The sequence below is a fragment of the Hydrogenophaga pseudoflava genome (assembly GCF_031020795.1).
GTDB classification, from domain to species: domain Bacteria; phylum Pseudomonadota; class Gammaproteobacteria; order Burkholderiales; family Burkholderiaceae_C; genus Hydrogenophaga; species Hydrogenophaga pseudoflava_A.
Map to the genome: position 1 here is coordinate 24,928 of NZ_JAVHJP010000011.1, position 17,684 is coordinate 42,611.

14 protein-coding genes are annotated in these 17,684 nt (G+C 64.9%); 1 reads left to right on the forward strand and 13 read right to left on the reverse strand.

What is annotated here, in order from left to right:
• Nucleotides 1-62: 62 nt before the first annotated feature.
• From ribD to RCO38_RS23635, 11 genes are all read right to left on the reverse strand, one after another.
• Nucleotides 63-1,208, reverse strand: a complete 1,146-nt coding sequence (gene ribD, locus RCO38_RS23585) for a bifunctional diaminohydroxyphosphoribosylaminopyrimidine deaminase/5-amino-6-(5-phosphoribosylamino)uracil reductase RibD (protein WP_308331029.1) — start codon at nt 1,206-1,208, stop codon at nt 63-65.
• 4 nt (nt 1,209-1,212) lie between these two features.
• The gene (locus tag RCO38_RS23590; protein WP_308331031.1) at nt 1,213-1,707 is read right to left on the reverse strand and encodes a type IV pilin protein; all 495 of its coding nucleotides are present in this window, start codon (nt 1,705-1,707) and stop codon (nt 1,213-1,215) included.
• 10 nt (nt 1,708-1,717) lie between these two features.
• Nucleotides 1,718-6,085, reverse strand: coding sequence for a pilus assembly protein (locus tag RCO38_RS23595; RefSeq protein WP_308331032.1), 4,368 nt, complete (start codon nt 6,083-6,085; stop codon nt 1,718-1,720).
• Nucleotides 6,085-6,681, reverse strand: coding sequence for a pilus assembly PilX family protein (locus tag RCO38_RS23600; RefSeq protein WP_308331033.1), 597 nt, complete (start codon nt 6,679-6,681; stop codon nt 6,085-6,087). The genes RCO38_RS23595 and RCO38_RS23600 overlap by 1 nt, the downstream gene beginning before the upstream one ends.
• 17 nt (nt 6,682-6,698) lie before the next feature.
• Nucleotides 6,699-7,718 carry a PilW family protein gene (locus RCO38_RS23605; protein WP_308331088.1) on the reverse strand — a complete coding sequence of 340 codons (1,020 nt, stop codon included), beginning with the start codon at nt 7,716-7,718 and terminating at the stop codon, nt 6,699-6,701.
• 2 nt (nt 7,719-7,720) lie between these two features.
• The gene (gene pilV / locus RCO38_RS23610; RefSeq protein WP_308331034.1) at nt 7,721-8,311 is read right to left on the reverse strand and encodes a type IV pilus modification protein PilV; all 591 of its coding nucleotides are present in this window, start codon (nt 8,309-8,311) and stop codon (nt 7,721-7,723) included.
• 14 nt (nt 8,312-8,325) lie between these two features.
• On the reverse strand, nt 8,326-8,895 hold the full coding sequence (locus RCO38_RS23615) for a GspH/FimT family pseudopilin (RefSeq protein WP_308331035.1): 570 nt from the start codon (nt 8,893-8,895) through the stop codon (nt 8,326-8,328).
• Nucleotides 8,896-9,075: 180 nt separating this feature from the next.
• Entirely contained in the window at nt 9,076-9,615 is a 540-nt protein-coding gene (locus RCO38_RS23620; RefSeq protein ID WP_308331036.1) for a GspH/FimT family pseudopilin, read from the reverse strand.
• A 131-nt stretch (nt 9,616-9,746) separates the two neighbouring features.
• Nucleotides 9,747-10,196 carry a transcriptional regulator NrdR gene (gene nrdR, locus RCO38_RS23625; protein WP_308331038.1) on the reverse strand — a complete coding sequence of 150 codons (450 nt, stop codon included), beginning with the start codon at nt 10,194-10,196 and terminating at the stop codon, nt 9,747-9,749.
• Nucleotides 10,193-11,437 (reverse strand): serine hydroxymethyltransferase, encoded by a 1,245-nt coding sequence (gene glyA, locus RCO38_RS23630; RefSeq protein ID WP_308331039.1) that lies wholly within the window; start codon nt 11,435-11,437, stop codon nt 10,193-10,195. The genes nrdR and glyA overlap by 4 nt, the downstream gene beginning before the upstream one ends.
• Before the next feature lie 272 nt (nt 11,438-11,709).
• The gene (locus tag RCO38_RS23635; protein WP_374694580.1) at nt 11,710-12,507 is read right to left on the reverse strand and encodes a transglycosylase SLT domain-containing protein; all 798 of its coding nucleotides are present in this window, start codon (nt 12,505-12,507) and stop codon (nt 11,710-11,712) included.
• Between the two features lie 832 nt (nt 12,508-13,339).
• Between RCO38_RS23635 and RCO38_RS23640 the strand changes: the two genes are divergently transcribed.
• A complete protein-coding gene (locus RCO38_RS23640; RefSeq protein WP_308331041.1) occupies nt 13,340-16,006 on the forward strand; it encodes a DUF349 domain-containing protein in 2,667 nt (888 codons plus the stop codon).
• A 22-nt stretch (nt 16,007-16,028) separates the two neighbouring features.
• On the opposite strand, the gene RCO38_RS23645 is transcribed toward RCO38_RS23640, so the two are convergent.
• Together RCO38_RS23645 and RCO38_RS23650 are read right to left on the reverse strand one after the other, a co-directional pair.
• Entirely contained in the window at nt 16,029-16,877 is an 849-nt protein-coding gene (locus RCO38_RS23645) for a M90 family metallopeptidase (protein ID WP_308331043.1), read from the reverse strand.
• Nucleotides 16,874-17,668, reverse strand: coding sequence for a UDP-2,3-diacylglucosamine diphosphatase (locus tag RCO38_RS23650; RefSeq protein WP_308331045.1), 795 nt, complete (start codon nt 17,666-17,668; stop codon nt 16,874-16,876). Before RCO38_RS23650 ends, RCO38_RS23645 begins: the two co-directional genes overlap by 4 nt.
• Nucleotides 17,669-17,684: the final 16 nt, after the last annotated feature.

The window sequence follows — 17,684 nt, forward strand, 5'->3', positions numbered from 1 at the left end:
TATTTTCGCAGGGTTTGGCCCGCCGCTGCGCGCGGCGCCAAAAGGTCGGCGGTTTGTGGGCCTCAGGCCTGCAGGAAATGGTCCCGGCCCTGCACCCGCGCCAGGATGCGCAGGTCGTCGCCCACCGGCTCCACCGCCGTGAACCGCACGGGCAGGCGCTGATCCAGCGACTGCAAAGGCCCCCAGTTGGCCAGCCCCGCTCCGCCGACACCCAGGATCTGGGGGGCCAGGTACAGAAGGAATTCGTCGACCAGGCCTTCGCGGACGAAGGAACCGTTGAGCTTGTGGCCGGCCTCCAGGTGCAGCTCGTTCACTTCCCGGGTGGCCAGGTCACGCAACATGGCCGCCAGATCGACCTTGCCTCCCGGGCCGGGCAGGGCGATCACGGTGGCGCCTTGCCGCTCCAGCGCCGCCTGGCGGCTGGTGTCGGATGCGGCGCAGTAGATGAAGATGCGGCGCGTCAGCCCCTGCGCCGGGGACTGGAACAGACGCGAGGTGGCGGGGGTTTCGAGCTTGCTGTCGACGATCACCAGGTGGGGCTGTCGTGGCGTCGGCACCTGCCGCACGTCCAGCATGGGGTCGTCCTCCAGCACGGTGCCGATGCCGGTCAGCACCGCACAGGCGCGTGCGCGCCAGGCATGGCCGTCGGCACGGGCAGCCTCCCCGGTGATCCACTGGCTGGCACCATTGCCGAGGGCGGTCACGCCGTCGAGCGACATCGCCGCCTTCATGCGCACCCAGGGGGTGCCGCGGATCATGCGGCTGAAGAAGCCGATGTTCAGTTCGCGGGAGGCGATTGCGGTTTCGCTGTCAGGTGGCAGCAGCTCCACCTCGATGCCCGCACCCCGCAGGCGGTCCAGGCCGCGCCCGGCCACCTTGGGATTGGGGTCGCCTGTGGCCACCACCACCTTCGACACACCGGCGGCGACGAGGGCATCGCAGCAAGGCGGGGTGCGTCCATGGTGGGAGCAGGGCTCCAGCGTGACGTAGGCGGTTGCACCCTGGGTGGATTCGCCGCGCTGCGCCGCATCGCGCAGCGCCATCACCTCGGCGTGCGGGCCGCCCGCCTGCTGGGTGTGACCGCGCCCGATCTCCCGGCCGTCGGGAGCGAGGATCACGCACCCGACGCGGGGATTGGGGTTGGACAGTGTCAGGGATTGACGAGCCCGTTGAAGGGCATCGGACAGCGGTCCTTGATCCGGCGGCATGCGGTCAGGAGGCCTTGAAGCACTCTTCCCGGGTGACCCCGCTGGCTTCGTTCTCGATGTCTTTGACGCCCGTGTGGGTGACCGTGAGGTCTCCGCAGCGATCGGCAGCCATGCTGCCCGTGCGGACAGCCCGCAAGGTGAAGGTGCTCGCAGACGTGGTTGGAGAGCCTGTTTCCACGCCCACCACGTCACCGTCTTCAACCAGTTCGATGTTGTAGGCGGCTGCGCCGGAGCCGGGGCGCGGAGATACAAGGAGTGCAGCTGGCAGGACCACGCCAGCAAACGTGTCCCGCGCGCTGAAATATCGGCGCATGTACTGCTCGGCTTCCATCAGCGCTCGCTGGGCGTCCGCCCGGCGGGACTTCGCTACCTGCTCCTGATACGAGGGATAGCCGATCGCCGCCAGGATGCCGATGATGGCGACGACGACCATCACCTCAATAAGGGTGAAGCCGTCCTGCTTCATGCCGTGCGCGGGAAGAGAAGGGAGGTGGTTCATGCTCTGTGTCTCAGTTGCTGGGTGGGGCGCTCAGTTGGAACTGTGTGCGGCTCCAGCCGGTGGTAGGGCAGTACACGCCAGCACCCAGCGGGGTTTCTCCGGTGCCCAGGATGATGCCGCGCATCGTCCGGCACTTGGGTGCCCCTCCCGACTGGCTCAGTGCCGATTCACCGGCGGCTTCATCGGCGGCTTTCTCCATCCGGTCGGAAACGCTTTCGGTCACCTGGGGATCACTGGGATCGCCCGTGTCCGATTGCGGGTCGTCGGGCAGTGCCGTGCCGTCGGCGCGAGAGCGGAAGCGGCTGACGGAAATGCCGCGGGTGAACCCACCCTGCGGTGCATAGGCCACCGCATATCCGGCGTCCACTCGCGAGTCCCCGTTCGAGTCCCAGGCATCCATGCGACCGTCGCCATCGATGTCGAAGGATCGGCTGAGTTCCGGAGAAGCGCTCTGAGCGTTCACGATGTACACGTAGTTCCCAGGCAGATCGGCCACGGTGCACATTTCTCCTGCTGGGGGCGGACGCAGCACCGTGGAGGTGATGATCACGCTGCGCCCGAAGTTCTGCACATCAGCGATGGACCTTTCTCCAGGCTGCAAAGCCCCGTCCCGTTGATGGACATTGGTCATGTGTATGTACCAGCCGCGCTGGGTGTCCCAGTCAATCACGTCGCCGGTGATGGCGTAATAGAAGAAGCCAGCCCGCGAGGCCTCCGACGACTGGACGACCGTGCGCTCCTCCAGTTGGGTGGCGCTGACCGGTGTGAACGTTTCGTCATTGAGCATCGTTCCGTCGATGGTCTGCCGGTCCCAGATACCGTAAATGGTTTGCTGGCCGAGGTCGTTCAGGTGGTCGTCCTCCAGCATGATGCCAGTGGCAAATACCACGATGAAGCCCCCCGCTTCATGCGCCTGCCAGGCCGGGGAGCCGTATATCGGGCGGTTGTCCGGCACGGTGAACAATGGCCTGTTGTGTTCCACATGCCAGGTACTGGGATCGCCTGACAGGTTGAACTTCCACAGCTGGCCCATGGCGTCGCCGGCATAGGCTGCCACCACCCGGGTGTTGGTGCCGTAGCTGCGCAACAAAGTGACGCCACTGAGACCATCTCCTGCCGGGTAACCGTCTGGAAGGGGAATGGTCCGGATGACTTCTCCGGTCACAGCGTCCAGCACGACCAGCCCGTTCTTTTCCCCATTGGGCTCGCCGTTGTAGTGGCCGTTGTTGACCGCCACGATCCAGCGGCCGCGCCGGGCGTTGGTCGCGTCCGACAGGTCCTCGGTCTGGCCGCTGCGAGCCGAGTTGGACATGTAACCCACCGTGACATCACTGCCGTCTGCGTTGTCGATCAGGTCCGGACCCGTCTCCCACAGGAAGTCTTCCCGGTCGGGTATGCGGTTCGGTGTGACTCCGGGTTTGATCGGGGAGTTGACCGCATAAACCAGCTTTTCGCCTCGGCCGCCCGTGCCGACGGCCAGGTGGCGCCAGGCCCTCCATTCGTTGGCTTCGGTGAGTCCATCTGTTAAGGCCTTGCGCCGGTCGAAGATGTCGTTTTCAGTGATCGGGCCATCCAGCACATACTCAAAGTTATACGGTTCGGCAGCGAAGTTCAGCATGCGCCGCAGGCTGCGGCGCGGCATAACTGCTGCCAACTCGGTACCCGCTGTGGCCGAGAAGGCGTGCATGGTTCCTGCGTTGGTGGCCACGAACAGCGACTTGGGATAGCCGCGCTTGCGGTTCGTGAAGTCCACGTAGCTGCCGCGCCCGTCGACGCCACCGCTGCCATCCTGGTCGTAGGCGTAGTCCCTGGCATCGCCCATGAATACGGCAGGCGGGTTGACCATGGCAGCGACCTGAGACACGCGCTGCCGGAACAGCATCCCGTTGCTGTCCAGGGCTGAGTTGTCTCCGCGCAGGTAGTTGACGAAGTTTGCGTTGGTCGGGATGCGGGACGCGTCCGGGCCAGTGGCCAGTGCAGTCTGGATATCGCTGTTCAGACCGCTGAACGAGCCAATGAAATCGACAGGCTGGTTCCGGTCGTGCATCGTGAACACACGGCGGTCAGCTGGACTCGGCATCAATTGATTGGCGGACCATGCAGTCACTCCCGTTTCTCGGCCGTCAGCTGCCAGCTCCCTCGCAAGGATGTCCCCGGAGTTGTCCATGGTTCGGTAAGACACCGTGTACTTGAGGCGACCGGCCAAGGTGCTGTTGTCTCCGCCACCGGTGTTGACGGACACACCGGCATCCTTGCCGGATGCACTGAGGATTTCGGCCAGGATGGTGTTGAAGATGGACTTCACGTCGTCTGCGGTTTTGGCGCTGAACGAACGCGCGCCACCCGTGTAGCCGGCATGGATGAAGTCGTCCACCCGAGTCTGCGTACCGCTGCTGAGCAGGTCACCGACAGGAAACGAAGGAAACACCGTGGTGCCCCCGGGGCCATTGAGCGTGTAGTTCGTTCGGTACTGGTCAATCTGGTTGAAGTTCAGTCCGGTGCCCGTGACGTCCCCGGTGGGTTGGATCAGATAACCCACCGTGTAGGTGGTCATGTTCTGCCAGAAGGTCGGTTGCCCTGGGCGGGTCTGGATGTTGTTGTCCAGGCCGGTGCGCATGTCCGTGTGCCAGTAGTAGCGCGCCGTCAGGTCTGCCAGGCCACCAGTGCCCGTACTGGGGAAGGGGACGTACTGCAAGCGGCCAGCCACAGTGTTGATGCCGCCAGACATGTAGCGGAACGATTCGGTGGTCCCGTCTGCGCGCGTCCGGGAGAACGTGGGGCCGTTGGTGTTGTCGTAGTCAGGACCGGCGGCAGAGGGGCCCCACGGGGCGCCAGACGTCCAGCCGCCATCGGAGAACAGCAGGTTGAAGGAGCGGCGGCAGCTCATCTCGGGGCTGCTGGCGTTGGTCGGATCGGTCCGCCAAGGGTTCTCCAGCACACCGGCCTGCATGCTGTAGTAGCCGGCAGCACGTTCAACGGCGTAGTGCAGCGGTGTTCCCCCTTGGGACACCATGGTGTTGAGCCAGTTGAAAAGCTCGGTGTTGGCCGTCGACCCTCTGTTCAGCAGCCGCACCCCTCGGGAAAGCGTGACCGGAGCGCCGGCACCCGGCGGAAGCGTCAACGGGCCGTCATACCGTTGGTTGATAGGCAGATAGCCGATCCGCAGCTCGTTGTCGAATTTGGAGGGAATGTTGAGCGCGCCGTTGGCATCGGTGTCCGCGAGAGCCAGACCGATAGCGGTGCTGGTGGCCAACTGCCGCGTGCTGTACCAGCGGTACCAATTCAGGATGTTGGCGACCTCCTGGGCGTTGTTGCAGACATTGGCCGTGCAGTCCGTGCGGTTGTTGGGGGTCGGGATGGTGTAAGTGGCGGTGTCTCCGAGCCTGACATCGACCCGGGTGCGGGCGGCGCAGCCGGTTTCCTGCCCCAGTCCGTTGGTGACCACGTTGGTGCAGTACGCATAACTGAAGGTGGTGGCAGGGCCGGCAGTGGGTGCTGCGGTGTAGGCGATGTGCTGAGGGATCTTCAGCGTGTACTGGAGGTTGTAGCGGGAGGTGAATCCCGAAGGTGCCAATGTGTTGACATGCCCTTGGTCATTGCGCGTGGCTGCACTGCCCGCGGGCGGGGAAGCGGCGTTGTCCGCATACATTGAGTGGTAGATGCGGTAGTCGCTGGGAGCAACGTTCCGCTGATAGACGGTGTACCGGAAGTCCACGGTGTTCTGGTTGGAGATCCACACCACGTTGTAGGTCAAGCCCCGCTCGCCGGCTGGAACCGTGGCCGGTAGCAGCGGGTCGCGCGGGTTCACGATCGTGCCGCTTCCATCGACCCGGGGCAGGTACCGCACGCGCGGGTTGTAGTAGATCGGGTTCACGTCCGCCGAGCGCTGGGCGGACCAGTTCAGGATGCTCTGATCCGGCGTGTACGGCACGGCCACGGACGTGCGGGCCTGGGTGACCCAGGTGCCCGAGATTCTGAGCCGCTCGTAGCAGGTGTAGACGGTTGGAGGGCCGATGGTGGTGTTCGCTTCCTGACCGATTCCCGCGTTGAAGGTGGTGGACGTCGTCGATGAACTCCTGGAGTAGGGGTTCGGGCAGTAGCGTCGCTGGTATTCGTTGCTGTCGGTGACGTTGTAGCTCTCGTGGTAGGTGAACGCCATCGACCCCGAGTTGTCCAGCGCCACCATCAGGTTGGGCTTGGCGCCTGACTGGTTGGTCAGCAGCGGCCTGCTGGAGGGCTGGGCCCAGGCCTGCCCGGCGGGCAACAGCACCGCACCCAGGGTCACCGACCACAACAGGCGGCGAGTAAGACGGCGTGTAACGAGGGAGTTCATGGGCACCTCACTTGAATGCACTTTATTGATATCAATGGACAGCATCAGCACACGCCGTTGTTGGGGCACAGGGTCGGAACGATGGGCGTCAAGATGGACTGCAGCCACACTTCAGAGCCGGCCGTGAGCAGTCCGTTGGCGTCCACTGCAGCATCGTTGGACAGGCCGCGTGATGTGATCAGGAAACGGTCATTGACCATGGCCTGGATGATGCAGGTGGGGGCATTCCGGATCTGTGCGTTGGACTGTGCTTCGCTGCCGGTGTATTGGGGCGTCACGGTGATCAGGTTGGCCCCTGTGGCCGCCCAGTTGGAACGCGTGTTCCAGACTCCGCCGCTGATGGCTGCTTCTGTGTCCGCAGAGATCACGTTGGTGTCTTCGACGCGGTCCACGTCGGTACCGAAAGCTGCGCTGCCTTCGACGCTGGCCCGGGCAACCCGTTCGCAATAACGCAAGGCGTCCTCGGCAGACACACGCGCCACCTGGTTCGTGCGCATGTTGTTGGAGAACTGCTCGAAGGTGGCCGAGTTGCGCGCAGCCAGCAGGCCAGCGAACGAGATGATCACCAGCATGATCAGTGCGATGGGCAGTACGACGCCTCGTTCGGCATTGCTCATGTTGGTGTGGGTGTGGCAGCGCATGGTGCGGTTCTCTAGCGTCAGTTGTCGTACATGTATTGCCATGGATCGCCGCCGAGTTCGTAGTCGGAAGGCAGGCCAGGGCGCATGTTGCGCAGCTGGATGGTGGTCACATAGGCCCGGCGAAGAAAACGGTCGGTTGGCGTCTGTTCGGCGCCGTCGCAATCGATGTATCGACCGACGTCGGCGAGGGTGTTGTCGCCGGTCGGTACCGGTCGGGCACTGCGAGCCAGCAGGCAGACGCGCACCGCCGCTACCCGGGACCAGTTGATCGATGTGTCTCCCAGCACCTCGGCGCCGTTGGCAGTCTGGTCCGCGGTCACATAACCGGCCACTTGATGTGGAATGGGGTTGCCCACAGACGGCAGCGCCGTGACTGCATACTGGACTTGCATGTCTTCGATGTTCGGGATCAGGGCTGTGGCATTCCCGAACCCGGTACCAGTGCGCCCCTGGCAGAACAGCGACGGCGTGCCGTCCGCGTCGTCGGCGATGTAATAGCGGTTGTCGGCCAAGGTCATCGCTGTGGCAGTGGCTGCTCCCTCTGCCTGTGCATTCCAGGCAGTGATGCCCTCGTGTGCGCAATTGCCCGGGCGCTGCACGCCACCAGCGTCGGTCACCGTCTGGCTGTTGAGCAGCGACGCCTCGTAGCGCACGGCGAGCGCATCAGGACCCGCGCCACCGTTGCAGCTCAGGAGTGGCGGCGACGCAGGATCAAGAAATACCGCAGTGTTGTCGTCGAAGCCTCCGTCGCAACCGCGCACCGCCTGTCCGGGGAACAGCCGGTTCCCGGACGCGTCCACATTTGAAAAGCCGGTCAGGCGGATCTGCTGTTGCAGCAACTCAAGTGCCAGCGCAGCGTCCTCGTTCATCTGGGATTCCAGTGTGCTGCTGCGCGAGGTGGTGGCCGTGTTCACATAGATGATACCGACCGCTCCCAGGAGAAACAGCCCAATGGTCAGCGCCACCATCAGTTCAACCAGGCTCAGACCCCGCTGGGTCCGGCGATTGATCTGGGGAGTGCGTGTTCTGGAGGTCATGGTCACAGCCCCACCTTGAAGTACATGCAGTTGTACAAGGCTTGCTCGTCAGGCGTCAGACTGCTGGGGCAGTTTTCCTGGCCTGCGCCGAACAGCGTGTCCCCCGCGTCGGTGGTGGGCTCCTGCCACAGAAGCCACACGTCCAGGTCTCGCGCGGTAGCGCCGGGCCGGCTCATCACGACGGCATCCCCCTGCGGCAAGCGACTGCGCACGCTTCGCAGGAACTGGTCGACGTCCGCCGCGGCGAGTGCATCTGCTGCAGTGATCGCGTTGGCAGGGACGGATGGGTCCAGATCGAGATTGGCATCGGGCACGGTGACCGCTGCGCTCTCGAAATCGTCACCCAGCGCGATGTCGTAGGCGCCACGGTCATAGCCGTATACATTGACACGGGCCCGGTCTGCCAGATCATTCACCAAGGCAATGCCGGTCAGCCGCATTTGGGACACCTTGTTGTAGCTGAAGGTGGCCCCTGAGAGCCCTGCGATGCCGAGCAGACCCACCGACACCAGCAGGATGGCCACCAGCACTTCGATCATGCTGGCGCCCCGTTGGAGGCCGCTGGCGGCGGACTTGGTCTTGAAGATGTTCATGGGATCCCTGGTGGTCATGGAAGCTCGGTCACAACGGAAACGCGACCCACGCGTGAGACGGTGATCTTGTCGACCTTGGTTTCGGGATTCGCGCCGGAGGGGGTGACCGTGAGGGTGGTGGTATCAGAGCCCAGCAGTCCGTTCGGAAGGAACTGCATCCATTCCACGTCGTCCGAGCTTTCGATAGAGGCCACTCCCGATTGGGCGGACACCACCTTGAGGATGCGCTCGTTCGTATTGACTGCCTGGTTGCCTGCGTTGGAGGCCGTGCCTGCACCATCGTCGACGAACACGATCCAGCCAGTGTTCCATTCGGTCCCCCCGGCGCAGGATGCTCCGTCGGCACTGGGGCATACCACGATCTGGCGCGAGGACTTGATGGACTCTGACCGGGCCAGTTGGAGACTGGTCGTCAGCTCGCGGGTGGCGCTGTCGCGACGCCACTGGCGCAGCACCTCGCTGAAACTGGGAACGGCCAGGGTCGTGAGGATCGCGACCAGCGCAATGGTGACCACCAGTTCCACCAGTGTGAATCCTTGCTGGTGCGAGTTGGCTGGCATATGGGATGTGGGCAGGTGGTTCAATTTGCAGCTCCGTGCTGCAATGTATCGCCCACCTTCGAGGGTCTTCCCGGCGCCCGGACGCGCGGTCGGATTTGGCCTGCTCAGCGGCAGAAAGCATTCATTTTTTCCAGCGGTCGCTTGGTGCTGTTGCTGGCTGTCCATCCGCAGTCGCCCGCCGTATCAGCAATGAGCGCAGGCTTGTCACGCGGCCTGAAGGCCGACGCTGAGGCGAACTCTCCCTATTCGATTGACGATGATTCTTTGAATTGTTCCTGTCCGGGGAACAATCTCCAGCGTGCCCATTCCAGAGGCCATCATGCCCGTGGGCATGAATACGAATCGCTGGATCAGCGCATTGCCCCGGATGCTTTGAATGCCGCTGGCACCGTGTGAAACAACGACCAGTTTGTCGGAGGAATTGAATTGACCATTGCCGTCAAGGTCCTGAAAGACGAGCCAGCCTGATTTCCATTCTCTGTTGGTTCCAGGGGAACAACGTAGGCCATCCAAGCTGCTGCACATCACCACCCGCTGAGACCAGCGTATAGCTTCGGATCGAGCAAGCGCCAGATGGTCGGTGATCGCTCGGGTGGCGTGGTCTCGTTGCCAATCGGAGAGCATTCTGCTCATGGGCGGAACTGCCAGCTGGATGAGGAATGCCAGCAACGCGGTTGCCACGACCAGTTCGATGAGGGTGTAGCCGCCCAATTGACGGGGAATTTGACAGGCAGGTAATCGCATGATGAGTTCGAAGTAATTCGTTCGAACTCATTATTTCCCTGTGTTGCCACCGAATCATGCCTCCAATGAGGTACATGCCGGTGTCTTGTCCCTCCAATGGAGGAATGCGGTTGCCGGTGGCTGGATGGGCGTTACCGGCGAACCTCGTCCACAAGCGCGCGAAACTCGTCGATGTCCTCGAAGCTGCGGTAAACGCTGGCAAAGCGTATATAGGCCACCTTGTCGAGCTTTTTAAGCTCGCGCATCACCATCTCGCCCAGTTTGGTCGAGGCCACCTCACGCGCGCCCAGGTTGAGGAGCTTTTCTTCGATGCGCTCGATAGAGGCATCCACCTGTTCGGTGCTGACCGGCCGCTTGCGCAGGGCCAGCGTGAACGAGGCGCGGAGTTTGTCCGGCACGTAGTCCACGCGCCGTCCGTCTTTCTTCACCACCGCTGGAAAGCTGACTTCCGGCCGCTCGTAGGTGGTGAAACGCTTCTCGCAGTGGCCGCACTGCCTGCGGCGGCGAATGAAATCCGCGTCTTCGGAAACCCGGGTCTCGACGACCTGGGTTTCCAGATGGCCGCAGAAGGGACACTTCACTTGTAGACCGGGAAGCGGGCGGTCAGGGCGTTGACCTTGGCGCGCACGGCCTCGATGTTCGCCGGGTCGCGCGGGTTGTCCAGCACGTCCGCAATCAGATTGGCAGTCAGGCGGGCTTCTTCGTCCTTGAAGCCGCGGGTGGTCATGGCGGGGGTGCCGATGCGCACACCGCTGGTGACCATCGGTTTTTCCGGATCGTTGGGGATCGCGTTCTTGTTGATGGTCATGTGGGCGCTGCCCAGCACGGCCTCCGCTTCCTTGCCTGTGATGCCCTTGGCGCGCAGGTCGACCAGCATGACGTGGCTTTCGGTGCGACCCGACACGATGCGCAGCCCGCGCTGGGTCAGCGTCTCGGCCACGATCTGGGCGTTCTTCACCACCTGTTGCTGGTAGGCCTTGAACTCGGGTTGCAGCGCCTCCTTGAAGGCCACAGCCTTGGCGGCGATGACGTGCATCAGCGGGCCGCCCTGCAGGCCGGGGAAGATGGCGCTGTTGATCGCCTTCTCATGCTCGGCTTTCATCAGGATGATGCCGCCGCGCGGGCCGCGCAGGCTCTTGTGGGTGGTGGAGGTCACCACGTCCGCGAACGGCACGGGGTTGGGGTACACGCCCGCTGCGATCAGGCCGGCGTAGTGGGCCATGTCGACCATGAAGATGGCGCCGATTTCCTTGGCGATTTTGGCGAAGCGCTCGAAATCGATGCGCAGGCTGTAGGCGGAGGCGCCGGCCACGATCAGCTTGGGCTTGTGTTCGCGCGCCTTGGCTTCCATGGCGTCGTAGTCGATCTCTTCCTTGGCGTTGAGGCCGTAGGAGACGACGTTGAACCACTTGCCGGACATGTTCAGCGGCATGCCATGCGTCAGGTGGCCGCCTTCGGCCAGGCTCATGCCCATGATGGTGTCGCCGGGCTTCAAGAAGGCCAGGAACACAGCTTCGTTGGCCGATGCGCCACAGTGCGCCTGCACGTTGGCGGCGTCGGCGCCGAACAGTTGCTTGACGCGGTCGATGGCCAGCTGTTCGGCCACGTCCACATATTCACAGCCACCGTAGTAGCGCTTGCCAGGGTAACCCTCGGCGTACTTGTTGGTCAGCTGCGTGCCTTGGGCGGCCATCACCGCCGGGCTGGCGTAGTTCTCGCTGGCGATCAGCTCGATGTGGTGTTCCTGCCGGGCGTTCTCGGCCTGGATGGCGGCAAACAGTTCGGGGTCGGTTTGTTCGATGAGGATGTTGCGGTCGTACATGGTTTGGCAGTCTCGGGACGGTCTCGGGGTGGACTCTGGAGAAAGGGACCCCACGCATTCCGGTGGAACGGCAGGGACTGCCCAGGCGAACGGCTGAACACCCGGCGGACGGGCGGCGCGCTTCCCAGTGGTTGTCCCGCTCGCGGGGAGCGGGGGGCCACGTCAGCGCGGACGGCAGGACGCTGCCGCGCGCCTATCGCCAGTTGCGCACCCCGCTAGTTTATCCGAGCGACGATGTGCTCGCTCGCACTTGGGGGCTGCTCGGTTGGCCTTCAGGAGTTGGTGAGTCCGGCGTCGGCTGAGGACTCCACCGGCTGGCTGCTCGGGCTGGCTTCCGGCGGCGAGTCCAGCAGTCCGGTCTGCGTCGATCCGATGGGTTCCGGCTCAACGGGCGCGGGAGCGGCAGTGAAAATCGGGAACGAAGTCGGCATCGGCTTGCCCAGCGCCACGCTCTGGATGCGGAGGTGCTCGGCCATGACCTTGTTGATGTATCCGCTGCCATCGCTGGTCACGGCGCCCACATAGAGCCGCAGCCCCCCTTCGACGGATCCGGCCTGCTTGATGCAGTCCTGAAGCACTTTGACGCCCACACGCAGATTGGTCATTGGGTCGAAGGCCGCCATGGTGCCGCCGTAGTCGTCGTACTTGTCGGTGTGCACACGGGTCAGCACCTGCATCAGGCCCTGCGCGCCAACGGGGCTCTGTGCATAGGGGTTGAAACGCGACTCGATGGCCATCACCGCCAGGATAAGGGTGGGGTCGAGGCGCACCTTGGCGCCGACGGCAAATGCTTCTGCCACCAGGGCGCCCAGAGGTTCGGGCGCCACCCGGTATTTGCGGCTGAGCCACTGGGTCACAGCGGCCTGTTGTTTGGGCAGCAGCGGTGGCGAGGCCACGGCAAGGCGGTCGTCGCTGTCTTCGGCCAGGGGGGAGGCGGTGTCCGCCACCTCGACCGAATCCTGACGCTCCTGCAGCCAGTTCAGGAGCTGTTGCTCCAGATCCGTGCGCAGCTCGCTTTGCACCGCGAGCCCAACGACCAGAGCCGCAAAGCCGGCGCCGAGCAGCGCCATGCCGTTTCGGGTGAGCGCGGCGAAGCCTCTGTAGGCGCCGGAAAGTGCAATGAACAGAGGAGACGTGGCAGTCGAAGCGCTGCTGTTGTTCTGTGTCTCGGTAACGGAAAGCGTTGTCATGTTGTCGCTCCTTGCAGGGCTGCGCCGACCACAAGGTCTGCAGCAGCGGTGAGGGGGGCGCCATCAATGGCGGCTTCGCGGACACCCTGGAGGTAGGTGGTGCCGGCGTCGTGAGGGTTTACCCGGAACGGGAAACCGGCGAATGGTAGGGGGGTGTTAATTTCCAGTCAATGTTTTAAACGTCGTTTAAAACAATATTTTGTTATAAAAAAGATGATGGAGAGTCCTTGGTTGCAAGTTCCTAGCGGCGGGTCCAGCAGCTGTGCAGGCTGCCGTCTGTCTGTGTTTGAGGTACCGCTGGTCGGATGTGCACGCGGTTGCGTCTGGTTGCAGCCGGGCGGCTACCGCCAGTCGGACAGTTGCGGGCGCAGGGGTAACAGTGCGTCTGAGCGCTTGAAATCGAGACCACGACGGCGTAACCTTAGGGCGTCGGTCTGATGACCGGCAACCAGCCGATCAGGCAGTTCAGCTGCCAGTCGGCTCACAACGGAAGCAATCTCTTGCTTCCAGGCGTCAGGGACATTCATCTCCCTGCCTGCCAACCCCGACGGCAAGTGCAATTTGCCCGCCGTCAACCCCGGCAGGTTCTCCTGCCGGGGTTTCTTTTTTGGGGGCCGGCATGCCAAGTCGGTAACGGGACATCCCGGGCGACAATAGCGGGTGCGGTCCATCGCCATTGGCGTGGGCGTTTCATATTGCTGTACTTATCACTATGTCGCTGTTTTCCTTGCGCAAGAGCGCGCCCCAGTCTCCCTCGTCCGATCCCGCCGCAACGCCGGCCGGTGGGGGCGCGGCGGCCTCGACTCCGTCGGCCCATCCTCTTGATGCGTTGACGGGAGGTGCGTTCTCCGCGCCCACCAGCGGAGAGAGGGCTGCCCGGGTGCGCGCCTGGTTGCAGACCGAGCCCGCCTGGGACGCCATGAACGAGGTGTTCAAGGAACTCTCCCAGCGGGACCGCGGTGCAGCCAAACCCCTGAAGGAAAAGCTGGACGAACTCAAGCGCCAAAAGGCCCAGGAGCACATCGGCGTGGAATGGGCCCAGAAGGCCCAGGCGCTCATTGCGCAGTCGCGGCTCAACCTGGCCGATGCCATGGCCTGGCAGCGCGATGCGGCCAGGGCCGGGGCGCCGCTGTCGCGCGAACCGCTCGCCGGGCTCAAGGCGGCGCTGGCCGAACGCGTCAAGGCCATCGAAGACCTGCAGCACCGGGTGCAGGTCGAGCGCGAGTCAGCGGTGTTGATGGCACAGCGCATCGAAATTCTCTCGACCAAGTCGTGGAAAGAAGCCCAGGCGGGTGTCGAGGGGCTGCGGGCGGATGTCCAGCAGTGGCAGGCGCAGGCCAGCGGGCTGGCCGACGACCCGCAGTGGCCCAGCGTCGAAGTCCGGTTCCCTCCCATGCTGGAGGCGTCACGGCAGCAGCTGCAGCTGGTCTGGGATGCCTTTGAAGCCGCGCTGGCTCAAGCGGTGGCTGCGGATGCGGACCCGCAGGCGCCATTGCCGGCCGTGCCGGTTTGGGCCGATGAACTGCGGCAGGCGCGGGGCGTCGAAGCGCCGCCTGAAGTTGACAAGACAGATGCGCAGGCGACCGAGCGGCGTGCCCGGGCCAGGGCGGATCTGCAGAAGGCGCTGGAAACGCTCGAACGCGAGCTGGCGCAGGGACACGGCAAAGCCACCCCCAAGGCGGCGGCGGATGTCCGGGCCCTGTTGCGATCGTCAAGCCGGTTGGTGGGCGCCGAGCTCGAAGGCAAGGCGAATGCGATCTTGGCCCAGGCTGGCGAACTGGAAGACTGGCAACGCTGGCGCGCCGACCAGCAGCGTGAGGAACTGGTCCGCAAAGCCGAAGCCCTGCTGGCTGCGCCGGAAGGGCAGCGTCTGGGCGGTCGCAAGATGCAGGAAACCCTGCGCGGCCTGCGGGAACAGTGGAAGACGACCGACCAGGGCGGGCAGGCCAACCACGCGCTCTGGAAACGTTTCGATGAGGCTTGCACTCTGGCGCACAAGGAGGTCGAGGTGTGGCTGACCCAGGTGCGTCAGCAGGCGGAGGCCCACCGGGCCCAGCGGCTGGCCATCATCGAGGAGGTCAAGGCCTGGACCGTGGCCCATGCCGGCCAAGCCGACTGGAAAAGCCAAATCCGCGATCTGCACGCCTTTTCCGAGCGTTGGCGCGAGGCCGGACATCTCAGCGAAAAAGCATTCGCCGAGATGCAGCCGCTCTGGAAGGAGGCCATGCACGCCGCCCACGTCGAGCTGGAAGCCGCCCAGGCGGAGAGTGTGGCGCGTCGCCGCGCCATGATCGACGAAGCGGTGGCGCTCGGCGAGGCGCCGCAGTTGCGCATCGATGCGGTGAAGGCCCTGCAGCAGCGCTGGCAGGCCGAAGCGCACGCGGTGCCGCTTGAAAGGAAGCAGGAACAGAAGCTCTGGGAGGCGTTCCGCCAGCCGATCGACGCCGCGTTCCAGCGCAAGAGCTCCGAGCGGGAGCGCACTGTGGCCACCCTGAATGCGCACGACCAGCGCGTGCTTGATGCGGCGCGTACGCTTGATGCGGCCAGCGCCAGCGGCGATGCTCAGCAGATCCGGGCGGCACAGCTGGCACTGGAACAGGCGATGCGGGGCGAAACCCCTGCGCAGGACGCTCCCCAAGCCGCGCCTCTGGATGGAGCGGCGGAGGGTGAAGCGCCGGCCGAGGCCAACGCGCCAACCGCTGCTGCGCCTGCACCGGCGGCTGCGCCCGCCCGCAAGCTCGTGGCCATGCGGGGTGATGACCGGCCGGGCATGAAAAAGGCAGAGCCCGTGGCACGGGACGAGCGCCGTGGGCCGGCAGGACGGGATGGCCGCGGCGGCGCCCGTGACGCCGGCAGGGGAGGGCGCGAGGGCTGGGGCGATGCCCGCCCGCCTCGCGAACACCGGGGTGCGCCGGCGCCCAGGCTGGGCGATGCGGCGTTCCGTGCACAGCGTCAGGCGCTTGAGCATGCTGAAGTGGCGCTGCGCAAGCTGGCGGCGCAGGCGCATGGCGAGGTGCTCACTCAGCTGCTGACCGCCTGGGAACAGCGTGACCCGGCGGCTGTGCCCCCGGCCCAGGCGCTGGGTGGCCGTGCGGTGGCTGCGTCGCGCAGTGCCTGGGTGCAGTCACTGGGGGCCGCTCCTGCTGCGGCCGTGCCGGCCGAGGCCTTGCTGCGCCTGGAGATGGCGGCCGAGGTGCCGACGCCTGCGGACCAGGTAGAGGCGCGCAGGCTTCTGCAGTTGCAGATGCTGACCCGGCGTCACGAGGCCGCTCCTGTGGACACTTGGCCACAGGATGTGGCCCGGGTGCTGGCGGCGTCGTTTGACGCGGGGGCTGCGCGACGCTTGCAGCAGGCGCTGAAGGTGCTGTTGAGGCGTTGATGAGAGCGGACCGTCCGGGTGCTCAGGTGTCCGGGCGGAAGAAGCCGTCGTAAAGCAGGAGAAGCGCCGGAAACTCCTGGGCGAACCGACCGCGGCTGACGAAGTACGCCTCGCAGGTCACGGCAAAAAACTCCGCCGGGTCGGTGGCCGCGTAGCTGTCCAGCCAGGGGCGTTCGGCACCGAAGCGCTCCGCCATGGACACGCTTTCTCTGAAATGGTCGTAGGCCTGCGTCATGGCGCGGCGCCAGTGTTCGCGGGCCTGGGCGTCGCTGCGGGTGCCCCAGAGTCCCGCCACGAGAGCCGGCGCGCCGTCGGGACTGCCGCCGGCGTGCATGCCCCGCATGTCGATCTTGTGCACGAACTCGTGGATCACCACGTTGCTGCCGGTGCTCGCGGCATCGGGTGCCTGGCGAACCTCCTGCCAGCTCAGCATGACAGGGCCGCGGTCCATGGCCTCGCCGGCGAGCACCTCATCGTAGTGGTGGACCACCCCGCTGGCGTCTGCCACGCGGCGGCGCGCCAGTGCAGCTCCCGGCTGCACCACGATGCCGACGAAATCGTCGTACCAGGCCAGGGCGTCCAGCGGATGGGATGCCAGACGCCCGGAGGGCGGTCGGATGTGCAGCAGGGGTATGCACGCCTGGGCAGCGATCGCCAGCGCCATGGCGTCGGTGATGACGAGTCCATGGGCGCCGTGAAACTCCTTTTCCATAAGAAAGTGGCCGCTGAGCTGGCGCAGGTGGTTCCGATCCGGCCCCGAGAGTTCGGCCAGAAAGGGATGGGAATTCAGAATGGTCGCCCAAAGCCCGGCCGGGACAGGGGGCTCCGCCCGCCAGCGGCGCGGGAGCCAGCGCTGCAGCGTCTGAATCACGGGCGCAGGTGGGAGAAACCGCTGCGGTCCAGCCGCAGGATGTCCAGCCGGGCGGGATCGGCTGCCGCGTCCCAGTCGCTGAGCACCACACGCCGGAGGCCGTCTCCCAGGTCGTGTGTCGCGGGCCGGTGGGTGTGTCCGTGGATCAGCGTTTCGGCATCGGCGGCCCGAAGCCAGCGGCGCGCTTCTTCTGCGTCCACGTCCGCCCATAGTGCAGGGTCGTGCGCCAGGCTCTTCTTGCGGGCTTCGCTGCGTTCGCGCAGGTCGCGCGCCACGGCTTCCCGCTGCGCGAGCGGTTGGGCCAGGAAGCTGCGCTGCCATTCTGCAGAGCGGACCATGGCGCGAAAAGCCAGGTAGTCGGTGTCGTCCAGGCACAGCGCGTCGCCGTGGCTGAGCAGCCAGCGCTTTCCGGCGAATTCCAGCACCGTCGGGTCGTCCAGACCCTGCATGCCGCAGGCTCTCAGAGCAGAAGGGCCAATAAGGAAATCCCGGTTGCCACACATGAAGAACACCGGCGTGTCGATGCTGTGCTGGTGCAGTTGCCGGGCACACAGGGAACCGAAAGAGTCTGGGTTCTCCAGCGCATCGTCTCCGACCCACACTTCAAACAGGTCGCCAAGGATGATCAGCGCATCGGCCCGCTCCGAGGGGCGGCGCTCCAGGTAGCGTTGCCACGCCTCCAACGTCTGTGGCTCCCCGGGGTGCAGATGGAGGTCCGAAATGAAATCGACCGCCTGCCAATGCGCGGAAGCGCGCAACTCGGCCAGGCGGTCGAACGACGGGTTCGTCATGGGTCAGGGGCGGACC